The sequence below is a fragment of the Pseudofrankia coriaricola genome, assembly GCF_032027725.1.
In the GTDB taxonomy this organism is placed as follows: Bacteria; Actinomycetota; Actinomycetes; order Frankiales; family Frankiaceae; genus Pseudofrankia.
The window spans coordinates 25022-45098 of record NZ_JASNFO010000074.1 but is presented as its reverse complement, the minus strand read 5'-3'; the positions used below and the strand labels follow the sequence as shown (position 1 = coordinate 45098).

The window sequence follows — 20077 nt, the reverse complement described above, 5'->3', positions numbered from 1 at the left end:
TCGGCCCCGGGCCGAGGCCCGTCGACGACGGCCCGCGCGGCTGGCTCCCCCGAAGGAGTTTCTGGTGAAGAACGATGTCGCGCCGAGCGCGCGGTCGAAACGCGAACTGATCCTGCGGATTGCCGCCGAGGAGTTCGGCCGCCACGGCTTCGACGCAACGAAGTGGGCCGACATCGCGAAAGCTGCCGGCATCGGCAACACGGCGCTCTACCACTACTTCGAGACGAAGACGCACTGCCTTTTCACGCTAATGCTCGAGTCGTGGGAGAGCTGGTTCGACCGTTGGAGTAAGTGCCTGAACTCGCCGGAGGATGCCGTGGCCTCGGTCCTGACCGCGGTCAGCGCGTCCTTCAACGGGCCGAAGTCGGAGATGACACAGAACCGGCTTCTCGCCAACGAGCAGGGCAAGCTGTCGAGCACGCGCGGCAGCGGACGGGAGGAGGAGGTCCGGCTGGCCTCCCTGCGTACAGCGCGCAAGGTGGAGGCGCTGTGGGTCGACTTCCTGTCCCAGGCCATGGAGGCGGGGAGCATACCGAGGCAGGACCCGACGTTACTGGCCCACGCGATTATCGGCCTGCTCCAGAGCGTCTGGAACTGGTACCGCCCGGAGGGGCGGGTCACGTCACGTGACCTGGACGCCTTCTACGGGCAGGCGGTCCGCAACATCCTCAGGGGGCCGGAGCCGGGCTGACGTCGGCCGTCCGCCACCGGGGCAGGACGGTGCCGTCGACGTCCTCGAAGTCGGCCGCCATCGCCTGGCCCGGCCGCAGCGCCGGCCGGCCCGGCAGGTGCCCGACCAGCCGGGTGCCGGGCACGTCGTCCAGCTTGACGAGCACCACGGTGTACGGCACGGGGAAGGCCGGGTGGACCTGGTGCTCGACGACCGTCCACGAGTAGACGGTGCCGGTCGCGGCGACCGGCTGCCAGCGGCCCTCCCAGCTGCCGCAGGTCGCGCAGTACGCGCGCGGCATGTGCAGGACGGCGTCGCAGCCGTCGCAGCGGCGGACGACCAGCTCGCCGCGTGCCGCCGCCTCGAAGAAGCCGCCGGTGTCGAGGTCGTCGGTGACCGGCAGCGGGCGGCGGGTCACCGGTCCGCCGTCAGGATCAGCGCGCTGCCCGGCGGCAGCGGAGTAGCGGTGACCAGGCAGGTCTCGGCGCCGGCCACCTGCGAGGTGGACGTGCCGCGGATCTGGCGCACGCCTTCGACGATGTGGTTCATGCCGTGGATGTAGCCCTCGGAGAGATGGCCGCCGCCGGTGTTGATGGGCAGGCTGCCCCCGAGCCCGATCTCGCCGCTGGCGACGAACGGGCCGCCCTCGCCCTTCTTACAGAAGCCCCAGTCCTCCAGCTGCAGCAGAACGGTGATGCTGAAGCAGTCGTAGATCTGGGCGACGTCGATGTCGGCCGGGCCGAGGCCCGCCCGCGCGTACAGCGTCCTGGCGACGGCCGTGGCTGGCAGCGAGGTGATGGACTCGCGGAACAGCGTCGGGAACTGGATGCCCGGCTGCGGGTTCGGGATGCTCGCCTGGGCGACGGCGCGGATGACGGCGGGCGACTGGCGCAGGTCCCGCGCCCGTTCGGTGCTGGTCACGACGACGGCGCAGGCGCCGTCGGTCTCGAGGCAAAAGTCGAACAGCCGCAGCGATGTTGGGGTAGAGCAGCTGCGCGTGGATGCCGTATTCGCCCATGACCTTGAGGCGTTCGGCCTTGTCCCAGGTCTTCGGGTCGGCATCGGAGAACCGCCGGGGACATCAGGGCTCCTGGAGCCGCGCGGCGGTATGCTCGCCCAGCCGCGGCGGCCGTCGCATCGGCGGCACCGGGAAGGCGCCGAAACGGAACGGCGTGCTCGGGTACTCGACAGTGCCCGCTTCGCCGAGGTCGACGCCGACGAAGTAGCCGCGAGCACGCAGGTGCGCGTCGGCGAGGAGGTCCTCGGGGGCTGAGACGATGCCGATTGGCAGTCCCCTGGCCTGGCCCTCGTGGTACATCCAGTCCGCGTCGTGCAGCAGGCAGAACACCTCGATCAGGTCCTGGATGTGCGCGAAGTTCTCCTGGCGGTGCGGCAGGCTGCCGTAGGCCGGGTCGGTGAGGTCGAGGGCGACCCCGGCGCTGTCGAGCCAGGCCACCAGCTGCTGCCAGGGCTTCTGGTCGGCGAGCACGAGGGCGAAGTAGATGTAGTTCCCGTCCGCGCACTGGAAGAGAGCCGGCTGGGTCGGCTCCGGCTGGGCGTGCCGGCAGGTCTGCCGCTCGAGGAGCACCCGGGGGTAGAACCAGTAGGGGTTCGCCAGCTCCCCCGTCACCGCGAGCGCGTCGTGCATCGACACGTCGACGATCTGTCCTCGGCCGGTGCGCCGCCGCTGCAGCAGCGCAAGCAGCAGCCCGTTGTGCGCGTGGCTCGCCGAGGTCTGGAACCCCTGGTTGCCGCCCGGCCGGATGGGCGGGATCGTGTGGTCGTCGTACCCGCAGCTGGCAAGCGGGCCGCCGGCGGCCAGCGCCACGAGGTCGCTGCTGAGGTAGTCGGCCCACGGCCCCGTGAGGCCGAATGGCGTCACCGACAGGACGACCAGGCGCGGGTGGCGCGTGACCAGCTCGCCGTATGACAACCCAAGCCGCGCTAGTGCCGCCGGTTGCAACCCGCACAGCAGCACGTCGGCGTCCGCGACGAGCTCCTCGAGCCGTGGCAGGCCCGCGGGCAGATCAAGTACCACCGACTGCTTGGACGTGTTGTATGTCGCGAAGGCGAGGCTGGTCTCGACCCCTTCGACATCACCCAGCCACGGCCCACAGGCCCGGGTCGGCGACCCGCCGGGCGGCTCGACCTTGATGACCGTCGCCCCGAGGTCCGCGAGGAGCTTGCCGGTCTGCTCGCCGTCGAGGTCGGTGCCGACCTCGACGACGACCAAGCCGTTGTAAGGCGTGCGCCCCGGCGCCGCGTCGGCCTCCCGCCACACTCAGATCACCCCTTCCGCGGCCAGGTCGGCGACCTCGTCGCGCGACAGGCCGAGCACGGTCGTCAGGACGTGCTCGTTGTCCTCGCCGAGCAGCGGGGCCGACCGCCACAGGTCCGGCGTGAACCCCGAGAACAGCACCGCCGGGCCCTCGAACCGGGCCGTCCCGATCACGGGATGGTCCATCTCGAAGAACACGCCTCGCTCGGCGAGCTGCGGGTCGTGCTCGTTGAGGTCCTCGGCGTTCTGCACGGCGCTGGCCCGCACACCGGCCGCCTGCAGCAGCCGCATCACCTCGTGCGGGGTGCGTTCCCTGGTCCACGCGCCGAGCAGCGCGTCCAGCTCGTCCTGCGCGGCGAACCGGGCGGCCTGGGATGCGAACCGCTCCTCATCGGCCCACTCGGGCTGGCCGACGGCCTTGCACATCCGATCCCACTCGTCGTCGTCGAACACGGCGATGGCGACCCAGCGGTCGTCGCCGGCGCAGGGGTACACGCCATGCGGCGCGGCGTGCGGGTACTGCAGCCGGTTGCCGGTCGGGAAATCCGGCCGGCGGGTCGGCCGGCTGTTCGCCGAGGCGTCGAGCAGGTCCGGGCCGAGCATGCTGATACCGATCTCGACGGCCGCCATGTCGATCTCGGTGCCCTCGCCGGTCTGCTCCCGGTGCAGGATCGCCATCAGGAGGGCTGCCGAGTTGTAGTAGGCGGCCTGGTTGTCCATGTAGGACAGCCCCCAGCCAGACGGCTCCCGGCCGGGCAGGCCGCTGATGAACGACAGACCGGAGACCGCCTGCACGACCGGTCCGTAGCTGCGGTACCGGGCGTAGGGGCCCGAGTGTCCGAAGCCGCTCATGCGGGCGTAGATCACTCCGGGGCACAGCTCCTGAAGGCGCTCGTAGGTCAGGCCCCAGCGCTCCATGACGCCCAGCGCGAAGTTCTCGGAGACGACGCTGGCAGCGGCGATCAGCGCGTCCGCGAGCTCCCTCCCGCGCGGGTCGCGCATGTTGAGCGTGATCCCGAGTTTGTTGCGGTTGTAGTTGTTGAACAGGCCGCCCTTGTTCGGGTCGGGGTTCGGGTCCTCGTCGCCGTAGCTGCGGGGATCGCCCTTGTAGATCGGCAGCCGCCGGGGCATGTCGAGACGAGCGCGGTTCTCGATCTTTATCACGTCGGCGCCGAAGTCCGCCAGCAGGCGGGTCGCGACGGCGCCCACGCCCATCCAGCAGAAGTCCGCGACGCGGATGCCGGCGAGCGGGCCGGTGCGGGGGCGAGGCCGGCGCGCCGGGTCGGGGTAGGGCGTGTCGGGGTAGGGCGTGTCGGGGAGGGGTGTGTCAGCCGGCATCGACGGCCTGCTCGATCTGCTCGGCGAAGCGCTCCCTGGCCGCCGCCCGGCGGGCCGGCAGATGACCCGACGGGAAGAGACCCATCGCGGGCTCGAACTGCGCGAGCAGGGTACGCGCCAGCGCGGTCTTGTGGATCTCGGTCGGGCCGTCGGCCAGCCGCTCGTTGGCGTAGACGGCCGCGAGCCGCTGGCGGACCAGCGGGTCGTCGAGCACCCCAAGCCACTGCGCGAGGCCGAGCACCTGCGTCCAGCCTCCGCCGATCTGGTGCGGCCGCGCGCTGGCGTCGCGTTCGAACCCCAGCGTCGTCAGAGCCACCCCCCAGCCCTTGCCGACCTCGCCCAGGCGCAGCGAGTCAGGAATCCGCACGTCGTCCAGGAACACCTCGCAGAACGACACTCCCCCCGACATCTGCCGCAACGGCCGCACCTGCACGCCCGGGGTGTCGAGTGGCAGCAGGAACGCCGTGATGCCGGCGTGCTTCACGGTGTCCGGGTCGGTGCGCGCGAGCAGCTCGCCCCAGCCCGCGTGGTGGGCGCCGGAGCTCCAGACCTTCTGCCCGGTGACCACCCATTCGTCGCCGTCCCGGACGGCCCTGGTCGCGAGCCCCGCGAGGTCGGAGCCCGCGCCAGGCTCGGAGAACAGCTGGCAGGCCAGCTCCTCGCCACGCAGGAAGGGCCTGATGAAGCGCGCCTTCTGCTCCGCCGTGCCGAGCAGCCGGATCGTCGGGGCGATCAGGCGCACGGTTACCGAGAACAGCTCATGTGACGGCACCGTCTCGAACGCGGCCTCCTCCAGTGCGAAGGCCTCCTCGTACGCCGCCGGCAGCCCCGCCCCGCCGAGCTCGGGCGGCCAGCTCAGCGCGCCGTACCCCGCGTCGAACTTGCGGCGCTGCCAAGCCCGGATCCGGCCGAGCATGGCCCGTTCCTCGTCGGCGCCGAGGTCGTGGAAGACGGCGACGTCGTCGGACCCGGTTCCCCAGTTCGCCTGCGCGGCGGGCCGCCGCTTGGCGTTGTCGGCGAGCCACGCCCGCGCCTGTGCCCGGAAGGAGTCGAGGCCGGGCGCCGGCGCGGTCATGCGGCACCGCCGAGCGGGATGACCATCTTCCCGATGTTCGCCCCGTCGAGCATCGCCAGGAACGCCTCGAACGCGCGCTCGACCCCGGGCTTGTACTCCGTCTCGATGTTGCGGACCTGCCCGGCCGCCAGCCAGCCGGCCATGTCCCGCTCGAAGTCCGCTCGTCGTGCCTCGTGGTCGTCCACCAAGAAGCCCTCCATCCGGAGCCGTCGCCAGATCATCAGCAGCAGGTTGCGCGGACCCGGCACCGGCGTGGTCGCGTCGTAGGTCGAGATCGCACCGCACAGCGCGATGCGGCCCCCGGTCCGCATGTGGCGCAGCGCGCACTCCAGCTGCTCACCGCCGACGTTGTCGAAGTAGACGTCGAGCGCCTCCGCGCCGGCGCGCGCCAGCGCGTCGGCGAGGGACTCGCGGATCGGACCGTCCCGGTAGCTGAACGCGGCCGCGAGGCCCAGGTCGGCCTCCAGGAAGCGGACCTTGTCGGCGCCGCCGGCCGAGCCGATGACCGTGCACCCCCGCGACATGGCGATCTGCGCGACGGCCAGCCCTACGGCGCCGGCCGCCGCGGAGACGAAGACCGTCTCCCCCGGCCTGCACGCCGCCACGTCGAGCAGTCCGACGTAGGCGGTCAGCCCGGTCAGGCCCAGGATGCCGAGCCAGCTGCTGTCGGGCACGTCGAGGCCGGGCAGCACCCGCGCCTCGGTCGCCGGCACGAGCGCCAGCTCGCGCCAGCCGAGGTCGTGCAGCACGCGGGCGCCGACCGGGACCCCGGGCACGGTGCTGGCGACCACCTCGCCGACGGCGTGCCCCGACATCGGCGCGCCGAGCCGGTAGCCGTCGGCGTAGGAGGGCCCGGCGCTCATCCGGCCACGCATGTAGGGCTCCACCGACATGACCCGGTTGCGGACCAGCAGCTCGCCGGCCCCGGGCGCCGGCACGTCGACCTCGACCAGCTCGACATCGCCGTCGGCCGGCCGGCCCACGGGATGGCGGGCGAGCCGCCACTCGCGGCTCAGCACGTCCGGCTCCGCCGGCCGGTGGGCGCGGTCATGCCGTGGCCGTGCGGGTCTCGCGCGCCGTGGCCGCGGCCGCCGCCAGGCCGAAGACCAGCGCGTTCGCGAGACCGCCCGCATAGTCGCGCACAAACGTCCCGCCGGCGTCGGCGCCGGCCGCCAGCAGGCCCGGCACGGGCATGCCCCGGCTGTCGAGGACGCGCGCGTCGGCGTCCGTGACGAGGCCGCCGAAGGTGAATGTGATCGCCGGGCAGACGTCGACGACGTAATAGGGCGGGTCGGCGAGCGGGCGGTCGTCGTAGCGCCGCCGTGGCCCGGGCGGCTCCGCCGTGCTGGCCGCGCGCAGGGCGTCGCGGATCGTGGGCGCGTCGTAGCCCCACTCCTCGGGCAGGTCGGCGAACTCGTCGACGTCGTTCGCGACCGCGCAGCGCGCGCCCCGCCGGGACGCGAGCTCGAAGCGTTCGGGCCCGAGGGCGCCGCCGGGAACCAGCGGGGTGTCGCGCCACCAGTCCCGGACCCGCTGGTCGATCACAAGCAGCGCCCTTGCCTCGGGCTGTTCCAGGACGGCCATGGTGCTCACGGCGTCGCTCACGCTCTCGTCGACGAAGCGCTCGCCGCGGAGGTTAAAGAGCAGACCCTCCTGGCTGTAGAACTGGGACAGCGAGACGAACTGCGACGGGTCGACCAGGTCGACGCCGTAGGGGACCAGGTGGCCGTAGAACCCGGCGCCGTCGACCCCGAAGACGCCACCCGGCACGCGGCGGCCGCGGCGGAGAGCCCGGCCATGCCGGCGCCGATGACGAGCAGATCAACCGTCAGGCTGTCCATGGGAACCTCCTTGCGTGCCGGCGAGAACGCCGTGGGCGGTCACCGGGACCGGTCACCTCGGATCGGCCCTGGCGGGTGAGACCGCGCTCACAGGAGCGTTATTATCATGAGGAACTCGGTCAAGCCAGGGTTGCCCGACAGATCACCTTGACGGTCATCCCAGGACAGGACGGTCGTGACCATGAGCCGATCCCGCCAACAGGGCGAGCAGGGACCGTGACTGTTGTCACAAGACGAGATCCACCCTATTGTCTCGCCTACCAAACTGAAGTCAGTTCAGTTCCGGGTGGGGTGGGGCGGAGTGGCCGCGATGGCCCGCGCGTCCCACGGACTTGAAGGAGGTCTGATGGCACGCTCTCGGCTTCGGCGGTGCTTGTTACGGTCGCTGCCCGCGGCCGTGGCGGTGGTGGCCCTGGTCAGCGCCTGTGGCGGCGGCAGCGGCGACGCGAGCGGCCAGCCAGGCGCGGCACAGTCTGGCGCGGCCAGCTCCGCGCCAGTGAGCCCGCAGTGGCAGGCCGTCATCGACGCCGCTAAGAAGGAAGGCTCGGTTACCCTCTATTCCGCCCAGGGCACCGACCAGCTGCAGGACCTGGCCAAACGCTTCCAGAAGGCGTACGGCATCAAGGTCGACGTGCTGCGCATAACCGACGCGCCGGCCGAGGCGAAGCTCGACGCCGAGCACGGCAGCAACGCGATCGCCGATGTCGTCACCATCACCGACAGCGCCTACGTCAAGGCAAAGGGCGAGGCCGGCTGGTTCACCAAGCCGACCGGTCCGAGCTTCACCAACGACACCTACGACACAACGGCCAACATGACCCCGAGCGGTTCGTTCGTGACCAGCGCGGCGGTCTTCGCCCTCTCCTGGAACACGCAGTCCGTCCCGAATGGGCTGAAGAGCTACAAGGATCTTCTCGACCCGAAGCTCAAGGGCAAGATCGGTGTTCCCGACCCGGCCGCCTCGCCCTCGGTGGTGGACTTCTACTTCTACCTGCAGGAGCAGAACGGCGCCGCGTTCGTCGACGACGTCCTGAAGAGCAAGCCACAGATCTTCCCGAGCGTCCTGCCCCTCGCGCAGAGCCTCACCAGCGGGCAGATCAGCGCCGCCCTGGCGACCCAGGCCCTCACCGATGAGAAGAAGAACGGGGCGCCCGTCGACTACCTCATCCCCAAGCCCGCGTGGGGTGCCCGGTTCTACAGCAGCATCGTCGCCAAGGCTCCACACCCCAACGCGGCGCAGCTGCTCGCCAACTTCTACATCAGCCAGGAGGGCCAGGAGGCCATCGCGTACAAGGCCGCCTCCATCATGCGGAACATCCCGGGCAGCGTCGCCTACGTCGCGGACGTGCGTGTGCCCGACCTGACCAAGCTCACGCCGACCGCGGTCGCGGACTTCCGCGCGCATTTCAAGGCGCTGACCTCTGGATGACGACTGCCTGAGGCCGGACGCGTCGCCCGAGGCGGTGAACGGCCGGCCCCGGCCGGGATGCCCGCCTCGGGCGACGACCCGTCACCGGTGACGGGTGACGGGTGACGGGTCAGCCCGCCGCCCAGGCCGGCCCGTGCCCCGCCGGGCGCGAGGCCCTCCGCCGGGCGGGGTCCGTCAGCGGTCTCGCCGTGGCGATCGGTCACCGTGCACGACGCCGTCTCCGCCGCCGCCGGTCACCCCGTCACCGTCGACACGCCCGCGAGGAGCTGACGCCGGCCGGCCACCGCCGAGGGCGCAGTAGCGGTATCGCCGGCCTGAGATCTCTTGTCTCCCGCGACGTGCGAGCGTCGGGTATGCCACTGAGCGGACTCCGCTGGAGGCATACCCGACGTCCGTATGGTCCGTCCGAACCCCCTTGGCCGTGCTCGGCAGGCAGGTTCGGAGCCGCAATCCTCGATGGCCACCGCGGCCTTCACAGCCGGGTTCTGAGTGGTCGGCAGGAGGCGGTGGGTGGCCCAACACGGCGGTCAACATGTAGGCGAGCGCAACTGCTGGGCCACGGGCAGGCGGTCGCGCGGCCCGCCGTGCATCATGCTTGACCTCAGCTTGTCACTTGCTGGCAAACGGTAATTCTAAGAGCTTCGGGCCGATCGGTTCTGGCCCTCAACGTCCGCCGACGACGAGCGGATTACGCACGGTCAGGTCCGGGAACCGGCCGAAGTCTCGATCGGCGCTCCAAAGCTCTCGGACGCCGTTTGCACGACACAGCGCGGCGATACGAGCGTCGTGGACCATAGGCCCTTGGACCTTCCCGGATTCGAGCATTGCGCGCAAAGTCGGCCAGTAGGTAGCGCCCTCGTGGAGAAGCACCAGCGATGGGGAACCGAGCCATGCCTCAACTTGCGTGATGGCCTGATCTGGCCGGCTGGGCGGATCGTAGATCCGGGCGTGGGTCGCTACTGAATAGAACTCGTGCACACAGGGCCACGGGATGGACCAGGCCGCGTTGGACTGCGCCAGGTCGCGGACGACACGCGCCGCAGGCTCGTAGAATGGCGAATCGCGGCGGTGTGCATAAATGAGGATGTTGGTGTCGACCGCGATCATGCGCGGTCACCGTAGACCGCAGCGCGGAGGTCGTCCCAGCTGGCGCCACGGAACTCCTGGCGCACGCCGTCGCCGTCCACGGACGCGTCCGGCAGCTCGAACCGGGCCGTGGAACGGCGCCGCGCGAGTACGGCGCGGAGGCCGTCCTCGAGAAGAGCCCGCAGCGTGGTGCCCTCAGCGCGGGCCACGTCCTGCGCTTCGCGAACGAGCGCATCCGGCAGGTCGACGGTCGTCTTCATACTGCTGACCATACGCGTCCTCCCATATTCCCATACTCCAGGCGGGCAGCCTAGGTTGGCACTGTCCTGAAGGCCTGATGACAGGTATGCCGATCCGCGCGATGCCGCGCACCTCGCGGTACCTCGGAGCCGGGCCCTCCGAGCCGATACCGGCAGTGCCGGGTCAAACAGTACTCGACCCGGCACCACCTCAGGAATCTTGCCTGAGGCCCGAGCCTCCACCCATCGCGGGCGGGCGGTCAGGAGGCCTGAACGGGGGTGCCGGCCTTCGCCAGCGGGACGGTCAGGGACAGCGAGAGCGAGACGCTGCCCCGGGAGGTCTGCGGCGCGAACAGGGCCGATCCGGCGACCACCTGCAGGGCCAGGTGGCTGCCGGGGGTCACGTGCCACGCCACCGTGGCGAGGTCGACGCTGACGCTGTGCTGCTGCCCGTCGAGGCGGAGCTGGACCGGGACCGCCTGGTTGTCGACGACGACGTGCCGGTCGGCGTCCACCAGCTGGGCGTACACGACCGCCCCGGCCGGTTCCGCGGTGCCGTGGTAGTCGACCATGAGTCTGGGCGCGCCGACGATCGCGCCCGGGGCCGACGGCGGCGGGACGGCGGCCTCGACGGCCGTGCCGGCGGCGGCCGGCGCCGCGGCGGTCGCCGACCCGGACGTCACGCTCGGGTCGAGGGTGAGAACGCCCTGGCCGGTGGCGGTGAGCGAGCCGGTGGCGGCGAGCGGGAACGAGTCGGCGCCGTACCAGGTACCGGTGTCGTCGACGTACTCGAACCCCGGGCCGGTCGCCGTGCCCTGCCGTTGCCTGAGGTATCGGTCGAGCCAGCTGATCGTGAGCTGCTCGGTGTGGTCGGACGGCCCGGGATTCGTCAGGCACTCGCCGTGGCCGCCGCAGAACCAGACCATCTTCAGCGGCACCCGGCCGCGCAGCGCCTGGTAGTTCTCGACGCCCTGGGCGAGCGGGAAGAGCGTGTCCACGGTGCCCTGGATGATCAGCGTCGGCACGCGGATCTTCCCGAGCAGCGACGCCGGGCCGTGGTCGGCATACCAGTCCATGATCTCTGTCGATGGCTGGCCGAAGGCGGTGGCCGACCGGCACGAGTCGATCACATGCGTGTCGAGGCGGTTCTTGCCGCTCTGGCCGATCTGGCACAGCAGGCCGGCCCAACCGGCCTTGTTCGCGCCATCGGGATAGAGGCTCTCCGGTAGGGAATGCCACGCGATGGCCGGGACGATCGCGTCGATGCGCGGATCGGACGCCGCCGCGATGAACTGGATTCCCCCGCCGTAGCTGCTCCCGACCATGCCGACCCGAGGATCACCGGTCGCGTCGAGCTGCGTCTCCGGCTGCCGGGCAAGCCAGGCCACCAGCGCGGTCACGTCGCGGCCCTCGAACGGTGCGTAGTCGGTGTGCGCGGTTCCGCCGGACCCGCCGAATCCGCGCGGATCCCATGTCACGACGTTGTAGCCGGCGGCCACCAGCGGCGCGACGCTGCCCGTCGCCGGGTCGGTCTCACCAGGCTGGCCCCAGCCGGGGCCGTCCAGCACGGTGGGAGCGCGGCCACCGGCCCGCAGGCCGGTGGCCGGAAAGAAGTGCGTCACGATCTGGGTGCCGTCGAGCGACGCCACCTTCACCGTTCTGGCGGCCATCACCGGACCTGTGCCCGCGGCGGCCGGCGCGGCGCCGGCGGCGACGGGCCGCGGCGACTGCGGGGCCGAAGCACCGGAGCCGCCGCAGGAGACGAGCGCCAGCAGGGTGAGGACCGCACCCGCCAGCCGCACTGGACGTCGAGGAGGAAGACGTCGAGGAGGAAGACGTCGAGGAGGAAGCCGGTTGGGACGTGCCATCATCCGCACCTCTGACGGCCAGAGCCAGGCGAGACGTGCCGGGTTCACCAGGTTGAATCAACTAAAGGAATCCGGTGAGGCTAGCAGCGCTGCCCCGCTCGTGCTACCGGCAGATCGTCTACGCGGCCCGGCGGGCGCGGCGGGTGGCCCGGGCCGAGCGGACCAGGTAGGCCGGCGTCGGCGGGACCCAGCCCAGCTGGGTGGCGGTGCCCAGGTCGTCGCGGTTGGCCCAGTGCTCGATGACCTTCCCTTCGGCGATGCGGAACCAGTGCGTCTGCGTGGTGGCGAAACGCCGCCCGGTCGGCGGGAAGGCCCGCTCGACGCGCCCCTCGGCGTCGTAGGCGACGAACGGCTCGACGTGCCGGCCGCTCATCGTGCAGTGCAGCGCCACGACGTCGTCCTGTTCCACCGCGTCGTGCACCTGCCAGTGCAGGTCGGCGTAGGAGCGCCGCAGCCACTGGGCAGTGGCGAAGAAGGCTTCCGGTCCCTGGCCTCGGCAGGCCGGCGGCTCCTGCTCCGCCTCCCGGTTGGTGGCCAGCGGGTGCACGACCTCGACGAAGTCGTCGAAGTCGCCGGTCGCCATGATCTCGATGCTGCGTCGCGCCAGCGCCGTGAGCGAGAGTGTGCCTTGCATGGGTCACCTCGTGGTGGTCTAGTCTCCAGATTCGAAGACATGCCGTCTGTATTCGTTACTGGAGGACAGTAAGGAACCATGGAGGATCGCGCCAAGACTCGTCGCGGATACGACAACCGGGGCCGGGCCGAACAGGCGCGGCGCAACCGTCGGCAGATCGTCACCGCCGCCCATGACCTGCTGCTGGCCCAGGGCTACCGGGCCACCACGATGACCGACATCGCCCGCGCCGCCGGCGTCTCCGTCGAGACCGTCTACAAGGCGTTCGGCACCAAGGCGGCCCTGGTCAAGGCCGTCTACGACGTCGCTCTGGTCGGCGACGACGAACCCGTTCCCCTGGTGGACCGTCCGGAGCTCAAGGCACTACGCGCCGACCCCGACCCGGCGTCGAAACTGCGCCGCTACGCCGCCATCGCCCGGTCACTGGGCGAGCGGATCGGACCACTGACGGGCGTGCTGCTGGCCGGGGCGCGCAGCGGCGGCGACCCCGACCTCGAGGCGCTGGCCGCGACCACCGACCTGGAGCGCCTGACCGGCGCCACCGTCATGGTCACCCACCTCGCCGAAATCGGCGGCCTGCGCCCCGGCCTCGACCTCGGCCTCGCCCGCGACACGGTCTGGGCGCTCATCTCACCCGACCTGTACCGCCTCCTCGTCGTGGAACGCGGCTGGTCCCACGACGACTACGAACGCTGGCTCGCCGACACCCTGGTCACCAGCCTGACCTGACCGGGCAGAAGTCGGCCGGACAGTCCCGCACAATCATGTCCGCGGCGCCGGAGAGCCGACGTTCGACGCCGAGGGCTGTTCCCCAGGGCGGGGGCCCGCTCGACGACTGCCAGCGGACCTCATCGCGTCAGGGATGCGGACAGAAGTCCTGCCCGGAAGGGCGCCTCCGGCTTATTCGGCCGCGACGCGGTTCAGCTGACCTTCGGAAAGACGGGTCTGGGAAGGGGATGCCGCCGAGGTCTGCCACGCGAACCCGTCCGGATCGGTGAAAGGTTCGGAATCGCCGGCGATCACGAGCCGGTGCGATCCGGTCCCGTCGGGAGAGACGCCGGCGTCCTTCGCGAGTGCGCGGCGCCGGTAGAGCGCCAGCTTGACGGGACTGGACGGGGTGTCGAACTCGACGTACATGCGGCCGAAGCTCTTCCCCACAGCGAGGCCGTGGTTGACGTAGAACCGCTTGCTCGCCGCGACGTCGGCGACTCCGAGCAGGAGCACGATCTGCTCGATCTGCCGGCTGGCCGGGCCGGTGTCCTTCTTCGCCGAGGACGCGATCTTCCAGATGGTCCCGTCCGGGGCCTGGACGACGCCGCCGTAGCCCCAGAACGATTTCGTCACCGGCTTCAGCGATGACGCGCCAGCCTCGAGGGCCGTGCCGATGAGGCTGTCGACGTTGGCCGGCTGGGACACCGTGAGCGACAACGTGAAACCGCGGAAGCCGGTCGTCGGTGTCTCCGCCGCCCGGAGGCAGATCTGCTCGTCCAGGTCGAAGGCGTCGCTGTAGAAGCGGCTGGCGGCGGTCGGGTCGGTCACCTCAAGGGTGACGGATTCGATGGAAGCCATGCCGGTCACGCTAGGTGCGGCCCGCTACCGAACGCTTCTCCATTCCTGACCGATCTGGTCGCCCTCCCGGATGGCGACCTCTGTGTCCCGCCGGGGGTGTCCCCGGGCCGCGTTTCGGTACGCCCACGAGGCGCGTGCCGTCACGGACCTCGCCTGGCTTCCCGCCCGCGCGGCCGTGGCCGGGTTAGGTCATGGTCATGGGCACCGGGGGCTGGCTGGCGCGCTGGTCGTAAAGCCCTCTGGCGGCGATGATCTCTGGAGCGTGAACCACCGCCCACTCGCCGACGGCGTCGGTCAGCTTGCCGACATCGATGCCGAGCTCGGTCAGCGCGTACTCGACGCGGGGCGGGACCGTCGGGTAGACGGTGCGCGATACGAGCCCGTCACGCTCGAGGGTCTTCAGTGTCTGGGTGAGCATCTTCTGCGTGATGTCGCCGAGCAGCCGGCGCAGCTCGTTGAAGCGCATCGGCCCGTCAGCGCGCCGCAGGGCGGACAACACGTAGAGCGCCCACTTGTTGGCCAGTACCTCGAGCACGGTCGCCAAGCAGGCGTTCCTGCGCGAGCTGGGCGCCGACGAACTGGTCGACTACACCAGCGTCGACTTCGCCGCGGTGCTGCGCGAGATCGACGTGGTGATCGACCCGATGGCCGAGGAATACGGTCCGCGTTCGCTGGACGTCCTGGCAGCCGGCGGCGTGCTCATCGACGTACGCGGTACGGGACCGGACCGCGCCCAGGTCCGCGCACTCGCCGCCCACCGAGGCCTGCGCTTCGCGCAGTTCGGGGTCAAACGCTCCGGCGACGACCTTCGGCACCTCACCGAGCTGGTTGCCCGCGGCGCCCTCCGGGTGGACGTGGGCCAGACCCTGCCGCTCGCCGGGGCCGCCAAGGCACACGAACTCATCGAGACCGGCCGCACTCAGGGCAAGATCGTGCTGCTCCCGTAGCGCCGGACGCCCATCCAGACCCGGGAGGAGGTCACATGACCCCTGCCAGCCGCGGATAACAGAGGGTGGCCGCGAGTAGGCGGACGCTTGCTGTCGCGGCGCTAGGCCTTGCGGGCGACCGCGGCGTAGATGATGTTGCCGCCGGCCTCCGCCTCCAGGCTGGGCGGGGCGGTCGTGTCGGGACGCCAGAGATGCGTTGGCGTCGGGCCGGGCTCGACGATGTCGAGGCCGTCGAAGAAACGGACGAACGCGTCGCGACCGCGCGCCACGCAGGTAAGGCCCTGCGCGTGGTACACGCCGACCGCGGTGTTCACCGAGGCGGGGTTGTAGTCGGCGGTGAGGCTGCTGAGCATCAGGTAGCTGCCGGCGGGCAGCGCGGCCACCAGCTCGCGGACGACCTCGTAGGCGCCGTCCTCGTCGGAGACGAAGTGCAGGATCGCGACGAGGGAGAGGGCGACCGGGCGGGTCAGGTCGAGCGTGTCGAGCAGCTCCGGCGCGGTGAGGATGCGCCCCGGTTCGCGGACGTCCGCATCGACGTAGGCGGTGCGCCCCTGCATGTTGCTGGTCAAGAGGGCACGGGCGTGCGCAAGCACGATCGGGTCGTTGTCCGCGTAGACAACCCGGGACTCGGGCGCGACGCCCTGCACGACCTCATGCAGGTTCGGGCTCGTGGGGATCCCGGTGCCGATGTCCAGAAACTGGCGGATGCCGACCTCGGCAGCCAGGAACCTGGCCGCGCGGACCAGGAACAGCCGGTTCTGCACGGCCGCCTGCGGAACCTCGGGCAGGGCCGCCTTGACCTGCTCCGCGGCCGTGCGATCTGCCGGGAAGTTGTCCTTCCCGCCGAGGTAGTAGTCGTACATCCGCGCCGAGTGCGCCCGGTCCGTCCTCAGGTCCGCCGGGGCGGCCGGGCGAGTCTCCGTCGGCCCCGCCGAGCTGGCAGTGCCCGCCGTCCGCGCGCTCGCATCCCCCACCGCGAGTGACCCCCTACTGCCGGAAATGTCCCTGTGCCGGCATCATAGTGCCGGCCTATCAGGCGCAGGTCGGTCTCGCGCGCTCCCTCCAGGGGCCAGCCGCGTCAGATCGCCAAGTGGAGGTGAGCCGGTCGTGAGCGCTATCAAGACGCCGTTGGCGCCGCCGGCCCCGTTGGCCCCGCTGTCGGCCGGTTCGGTTTCGTTACGCCTCTACCCGCACGCGGTGGAGCCGCCGATGAGCGCCCGGCAGACAGTGGTCGAGCTGCGGGCACAGGCCGCGCTGGCCACCGACGCCGGCTTCGACGGCGTCATGACCAGCGAGCACCACGGCGGATTCGCCGGCTACATCCCCAACCCATTGCAGATGGCGAGCTGGGCGCTGGAAGCCATGGCCGCGGGCTGGGCGGCCGCCTGCCCGTTGTTGCTCCCGCTGCGCCAGACGGCGCTGGTCATCGAGGAGACGGCGTGGCTGGCGGCCCGGTTTCCGGGCCGCGTGGGCCTGGGCGTCGCCGCCGGATCGCTCCAGGACGACTTCGACATCCTTGGGACCACCAAGGACGGGCTGACGCGGCGGTTCGCCGCCGGGCTCGCGGAGGTGGCGGGTGCCCTGTCCGGTCGCGACCCTGGACCGCTGGCGAACGACCCGGCCGTCGCGGCCTGCGCCGACGCCCCGATCCCGCTCGTCAGCGCGGCCATGAGCCCGGCGGCCGTGCGCAGGGCCGCCGCCGCCGGCGCCGGCCTGCTCTTCGACTCGATGTCCACCGTCGCGCGCTGCCGCCAGCTCGCCGACGCCTACCGGGAGGCGGGCGGCGAGCGGGCCTGCGTCATCGTCCGCAGGATCTGGCTCGGCCCGCCGCCGACCAGCCGCCAGGCCAGGCAGGTACAGGTCTACCGCGGCTACGCGGCGTCGGCGGCGGTCTCCCACTGGGCGGACGACGCCCTCATCGCCGACGACGACCCGACCGCGTTGGCCGAGCGGCTCGCGGCCGACGTGATCACCGCTGGCTGCGACGCCGTCAACGTCCGCCTGCACGTTCCCGGCATCACCCCGGCCGAGGCACGCCACCAGCTCGCCCAGCTCGGCGGGCTCGCCCCCGAGGTGCGCCGCCTGCTGGACGGGCACAGGCATCGGACACAGGCGACCTAGGAACGTAGGACGGTCAGGCGGGACCGGCCGAGACAGACGGCCGGGCTGAGGGCCGGGCCAGCACGCCGGCCGAGGGACCGGGCGGAGCCGGCGCCGCTTGGCTCTCGCGGGCGATCCGCCAGCAAGAAAGGGCAAGCCAGCCAACGGCAAACCCGACAAGCACGTGCAGCATGCTGGTCACCGGGGTGTCCGGCAGCCGCGCGGCGAGCGCGAACGGCGGAAACCCCAGCAGGTAGAGCCAGACCGGCGTACGCGGGTAGGCGCCCGAACGCAGCAGGGCGATCCCGAACAACACCACGCCGACGACGAAGACCGCGGCGCTGGCCAATAGCGCGGCGCGGCTCGCCGTGGCGAGGTCGGTGTCCTCGCCCAGCGGGTAGACAACGACGTTCAGGGCATAGGCGGCCCCGCCGAACAGCCCGAACCCGACCAGGTTGACCGCGAACGCGGCATCAGCGAAGGCGCCACCGCCACCGCCACCGCTCCCACCCCCAGCCCCAGCCGGGGAGATGGACGGGTTGGCTGCACCCGGCCGGCGCGACTGGCCCGCCGGTCGCCGGTCGCCGGCGGCCAGGAGGCCGAGGCGCAGCGCCGGCAGCAGTGGAACCGCCAGTGCCGGCGAGACGCCGAGCACCAGGCTGGTAGCCAGAGTCTCGCCGGTGAACGCCTCGATCATGCCGGGCACCGCGACAAAGAGGCCGGCCACCAGGCCACTGACCGCTCCGAAACGCAGAAGAAAGAACATGCCCGGACCGTAGGAAGAGGCGATGCGCGCCGGAAGTGCCCACCAGCCGCATGCCCTTCGGCACCCGGTGCGCGACCATGCCCGCGGGCACGTGCCTTTCGGGTATATCGGCGAGTGCGCCGGCCGACGTACCCTGACGCCGTGTCACCGCCGGTTCCGTGGGTCGCACCCGTCCTGTACGCCGGCGTGCTGATCGCCGGTGGGTACGCCGGCCTTGCCGGTGTGGGTGACACGCGGCCGCTGCCGTTCGTTGGCGGGCTGGCCGCGGCGGCCGTGCTGGATCTCGCCGAGCGGCGGGCGTTCCCGGATGGTGCCCCGCGGCCAGCGGCTGTCGGGTTGCTGGCCGCGCGCGCCGCGTTGTTCGTTCTGGTCGCCGCCGGTGACGGGGCCGGGCTTGCCCGGGTGCTGTTCCTGCTGCTGCCGTTCACCGCGTACTTCGCGTTCGGCCGCGCGGTGAGCATCGGGGTCGGCGCTGGCTGCGTTGTGGCCATCGCCGTGGCGTTCCAGCTGACCGAACCCCACTGGTACCGGTCGCCGGAACACATCTCGGATCTGCTGATGTTCGTCCTCGGGTTGGTGCTGACGATCGCGATGGCCGCGGTCGCCGCCGAGGAACGGCGCGGCAGGACGCGCGCGCAGGACGCGAACGAGCGGTTGCGGGCGTCGTCGGAGCGGGTAGCCGAACTGTCCGCCGCCGCGGAACGCAACCGGGTCGCCCGCGACATCCACGACGGGCTCGGCCACCATCTGACCGCCATCTCGGTCCTGCTGGAAAAGGCGGCCGCCTTCCGCGACCGCGACCCCGCGGCCGCGGACGCCGCCGTCGAGGACGCGCACCGGTCGGCGCGGCTCGCGCTTGATGACGTCCGTCGCTCCGTCGGTGCGCTGCGCGAGGTCCCGTTCCGGTTTTCCACGGCGCTGGACGAGCTGGCGAGGCAGGCCCAGCGGACCGACGACGGCCGGCTGGCCGTGACGGTGGACTGGTCCGGCGACGAGCGCCGGTATGGGCCCGCCGTGTTGATGACGCTCTACCGGGCGGCGCAGGAGGGCATGACCAATGTCCGCCGGCACGCGCACGCCACCCGGGCGGTGGTGACCGTCCGCTGCGCGCCGACCGAGGCCCGTCTCGTCGTCGCCGACGACGGCCGAGGGTTCGAGGCCGGCCGGGAGGGGTTCGGCCTGCGTGGAATGCGCGAGCGGGTGGCTCTCGTCGGCGGCTCGGTCACGGTCGACAGCGAGCCAGGCCGGGGTACCCGCCTGGCCGTCGCGATCCCCCACCAGCCGGAGCCGGTGTCGTGACCGGAACGTCTGCTCCCGGATCCGGGCCCGCGTCCGAGTCCGAGTCCGGCTCCGGCGTGGGCGTCTCCGCGTCGTCCGCGCCGCCGCCGGTGCGGGTGCTGGTTGTCGACGACCAGCGGCTGATCCGGGAGAGCATCGCCGCCCTTCTCGGCATCCAGCCGGGTGTCGAGGTCGTCGGCACGGCGGCCGACGGCCGGGAGGCCGTCGAGCGGGCACTGGCCCTCGGCCCGCACGTGGTGCTCATGGACGTGCGGATGCCGGTACTGGACGGCGTCGCGGCGGCGGCGGAGCTGGCCGCGCGGGCGCCGGCCTGCCGGGTGGTGATGCTCACGACGTTTGATGACGAGGACTATGTGGTGCGTGCGCTGCGCGCGGGCGCCGCCGGCTACCTGCTCAAGGACCGTCCGGCCGCCGAGCTCGCCGCCGCCGTCCGGCTGGCCCATGCCGGCGTGGTCCAGTTCGACCCGGCCGCCGCCGCCCGCCTCACCACCGCTCTGGAACGGGCCTCGCCCTTCCCCGTCCTCATCCCCACCTCCGTACCTGCCGGTACAGCCACTGCTCCGCCGGTCGCGGTCCCGCCGGCCGCCGCGGCGCCGCCAGCTGACTGGTCAGCCGTCAGGCCCGCGGTCGCTGGTCTGACACCACGGGAGATCGACGTCCTGCGTCAGGTCGCGGCCGGGCTGAACAACCGGGAGATCGCCGCTCGGCTCTACCTGAGCGAGGGGACCGTGAAGAACCACATCTCCCGCATTCTTGACCGTCTCGGCCTGCGCGACCGCACCCAGGCCGCCATCTACGCCCGCGACCACGACCTGCTCTGACCCGGCCGTGGGCTTCTCGGGCCATCCCGCGCCCAGAGCCCTTGATGCACGGTCGTCGAAGTCAGCAGGGGTGATTGCCTCGCGTCGAGAGTTCCGGTCCCACGGAGTGCCCGGGGG

The 20077-nt window shown here is 71.6% G+C and carries 22 protein-coding genes; 7 read left to right on the top strand and 15 right to left on the bottom strand.

Annotation, left to right across the window (positions count from 1 at the left end; translation table 11 throughout):
- Positions 1–64 precede the first annotated feature (64 nt).
- Positions 65–691, top strand: a complete 627-nt coding sequence (locus QOZ89_RS33045) for a TetR/AcrR family transcriptional regulator (protein WP_071049717.1) — start codon at positions 65–67, stop codon at positions 689–691.
- Here QOZ89_RS33045 and QOZ89_RS33040 read toward each other — a convergent pair.
- The 7 genes from QOZ89_RS33040 to QOZ89_RS33010 form a co-directional block, all read right to left on the bottom strand.
- The gene (locus tag QOZ89_RS33040) at positions 669–1088 is read right to left on the bottom strand and encodes a Zn-ribbon domain-containing OB-fold protein (RefSeq protein ID WP_312627621.1); all 420 of its coding nucleotides are present in this window, start codon (positions 1086–1088) and stop codon (positions 669–671) included. The two genes, QOZ89_RS33045 and QOZ89_RS33040, sit on opposite strands and share 23 nt — an antisense overlap.
- A complete protein-coding gene (locus QOZ89_RS33035) occupies positions 1085–1591 on the bottom strand; it encodes a thiolase C-terminal domain-containing protein (RefSeq protein WP_071049719.1) in 507 nt (168 codons plus the stop codon). Before QOZ89_RS33035 ends, QOZ89_RS33040 begins: the two co-directional genes overlap by 4 nt.
- Positions 1592–1751: 160 nt before the next feature.
- On the bottom strand, positions 1752–2951 hold the full coding sequence (locus tag QOZ89_RS33030) for a CaiB/BaiF CoA transferase family protein (protein ID WP_312627617.1): 1200 nt from the start codon (positions 2949–2951) through the stop codon (positions 1752–1754).
- Positions 2952–4286: a CaiB/BaiF CoA transferase family protein gene (locus QOZ89_RS33025; RefSeq protein WP_312627615.1), complete on the bottom strand. Its 1335-nt coding sequence runs from the start codon at positions 4284–4286 to the stop codon at positions 2952–2954.
- Entirely contained in the window at positions 4276–5361 is a 1086-nt protein-coding gene (locus QOZ89_RS33020; RefSeq protein WP_071049721.1) for an acyl-CoA dehydrogenase family protein, read from the bottom strand. Before QOZ89_RS33020 ends, QOZ89_RS33025 begins: the two co-directional genes overlap by 11 nt.
- On the bottom strand, positions 5358–6380 hold the full coding sequence (locus QOZ89_RS33015; protein WP_071049722.1) for an NADP-dependent oxidoreductase: 1023 nt from the start codon (positions 6378–6380) through the stop codon (positions 5358–5360). Before QOZ89_RS33015 ends, QOZ89_RS33020 begins: the two co-directional genes overlap by 4 nt.
- A 28-nt stretch (positions 6381–6408) precedes the next feature.
- Entirely contained in the window at positions 6409–7131 is a 723-nt protein-coding gene (locus QOZ89_RS33010) for an FAD-binding protein (RefSeq protein WP_071049723.1), read from the bottom strand.
- Positions 7132–7548: 417 nt separating this feature from the next.
- On the opposite strand from QOZ89_RS33010, the gene QOZ89_RS33005 reads away from it, so the two are divergent.
- The gene (locus QOZ89_RS33005) at positions 7549–8631 is read left to right on the top strand and encodes an ABC transporter substrate-binding protein (protein WP_157910525.1); all 1083 of its coding nucleotides are present in this window, start codon (positions 7549–7551) and stop codon (positions 8629–8631) included.
- A 663-nt stretch (positions 8632–9294) separates the two neighbouring features.
- On the opposite strand, the gene QOZ89_RS33000 is transcribed toward QOZ89_RS33005, so the two are convergent.
- From QOZ89_RS33000 to QOZ89_RS32985, 4 genes are all read right to left on the bottom strand, one after another.
- Positions 9295–9738: a type II toxin-antitoxin system VapC family toxin gene (locus QOZ89_RS33000; RefSeq protein WP_071049725.1), complete on the bottom strand. Its 444-nt coding sequence runs from the start codon at positions 9736–9738 to the stop codon at positions 9295–9297.
- Positions 9735–9989 (bottom strand): type II toxin-antitoxin system VapB family antitoxin, encoded by a 255-nt coding sequence (locus tag QOZ89_RS32995; RefSeq protein WP_071049726.1) that lies wholly within the window; start codon positions 9987–9989, stop codon positions 9735–9737. The genes QOZ89_RS33000 and QOZ89_RS32995 overlap by 4 nt, the downstream gene beginning before the upstream one ends.
- A 227-nt stretch (positions 9990–10216) precedes the next feature.
- On the bottom strand, positions 10217–11758 hold the full coding sequence (locus tag QOZ89_RS32990) for an alpha/beta hydrolase family protein (protein WP_241841843.1): 1542 nt from the start codon (positions 11756–11758) through the stop codon (positions 10217–10219).
- Positions 11759–11942: 184 nt separating this feature from the next.
- Positions 11943–12458 carry an ester cyclase gene (locus QOZ89_RS32985; RefSeq protein WP_071049727.1) on the bottom strand — a complete coding sequence of 172 codons (516 nt, stop codon included), beginning with the start codon at positions 12456–12458 and terminating at the stop codon, positions 11943–11945.
- A gap of 78 nt (positions 12459–12536) precedes the next feature.
- Between QOZ89_RS32985 and QOZ89_RS32980 the strand changes: the two genes are divergently transcribed.
- Entirely contained in the window at positions 12537–13187 is a 651-nt protein-coding gene (locus QOZ89_RS32980) for a TetR/AcrR family transcriptional regulator (RefSeq protein ID WP_071049728.1), read from the top strand.
- A gap of 171 nt (positions 13188–13358) precedes the next feature.
- Here QOZ89_RS32980 and QOZ89_RS32975 read toward each other — a convergent pair whose 3' ends face one another.
- Together QOZ89_RS32975 and QOZ89_RS32970 are read right to left on the bottom strand one after the other, a co-directional pair.
- Positions 13359–14027 (bottom strand): VOC family protein, encoded by a 669-nt coding sequence (locus QOZ89_RS32975; protein WP_071049791.1) that lies wholly within the window; start codon positions 14025–14027, stop codon positions 13359–13361.
- 184 nt (positions 14028–14211) lie between these two features.
- Positions 14212–14562 (bottom strand): winged helix-turn-helix transcriptional regulator, encoded by a 351-nt coding sequence (locus QOZ89_RS32970; RefSeq protein WP_241841852.1) that lies wholly within the window; start codon positions 14560–14562, stop codon positions 14212–14214.
- Here QOZ89_RS32970 and QOZ89_RS32965 point away from each other — a divergent pair.
- Positions 14543–14974, top strand: coding sequence for a zinc-binding dehydrogenase (locus QOZ89_RS32965; RefSeq protein ID WP_071049730.1), 432 nt, complete (start codon positions 14543–14545; stop codon positions 14972–14974). The two genes, QOZ89_RS32970 and QOZ89_RS32965, sit on opposite strands and share 20 nt — an antisense overlap.
- Before the next feature lie 101 nt (positions 14975–15075).
- Here QOZ89_RS32965 and QOZ89_RS32960 read toward each other — a convergent pair whose 3' ends face one another.
- Positions 15076–15948, bottom strand: coding sequence for an SAM-dependent methyltransferase (locus tag QOZ89_RS32960; RefSeq protein WP_397428886.1), 873 nt, complete (start codon positions 15946–15948; stop codon positions 15076–15078).
- Positions 15949–16081: 133 nt separating this feature from the next.
- Between QOZ89_RS32960 and QOZ89_RS32955 the strand changes: the two genes are divergently transcribed.
- Positions 16082–17095, top strand: a complete 1014-nt coding sequence (locus QOZ89_RS32955) for an LLM class flavin-dependent oxidoreductase (RefSeq protein ID WP_071049744.1) — start codon at positions 16082–16084, stop codon at positions 17093–17095.
- A gap of 13 nt (positions 17096–17108) precedes the next feature.
- On the opposite strand, the gene QOZ89_RS32950 is transcribed toward QOZ89_RS32955, so the two are convergent.
- Positions 17109–17840, bottom strand: a complete 732-nt coding sequence (locus tag QOZ89_RS32950) for a hypothetical protein (RefSeq protein WP_312627606.1) — start codon at positions 17838–17840, stop codon at positions 17109–17111.
- Positions 17841–17981: 141 nt separating this feature from the next.
- Here QOZ89_RS32950 and QOZ89_RS32945 point away from each other — a divergent pair, with 141 nt between their 5' ends.
- Both QOZ89_RS32945 and QOZ89_RS32940 read left to right on the top strand, forming a co-directional pair.
- Entirely contained in the window at positions 17982–19139 is a 1158-nt protein-coding gene (locus QOZ89_RS32945) for a sensor histidine kinase (RefSeq protein ID WP_071049792.1), read from the top strand.
- Positions 19136–19960: a response regulator gene (locus QOZ89_RS32940; RefSeq protein ID WP_274536548.1), complete on the top strand. Its 825-nt coding sequence runs from the start codon at positions 19136–19138 to the stop codon at positions 19958–19960. The genes QOZ89_RS32945 and QOZ89_RS32940 overlap by 4 nt, the downstream gene beginning before the upstream one ends.
- Positions 19961–20077: the final 117 nt, after the last annotated feature.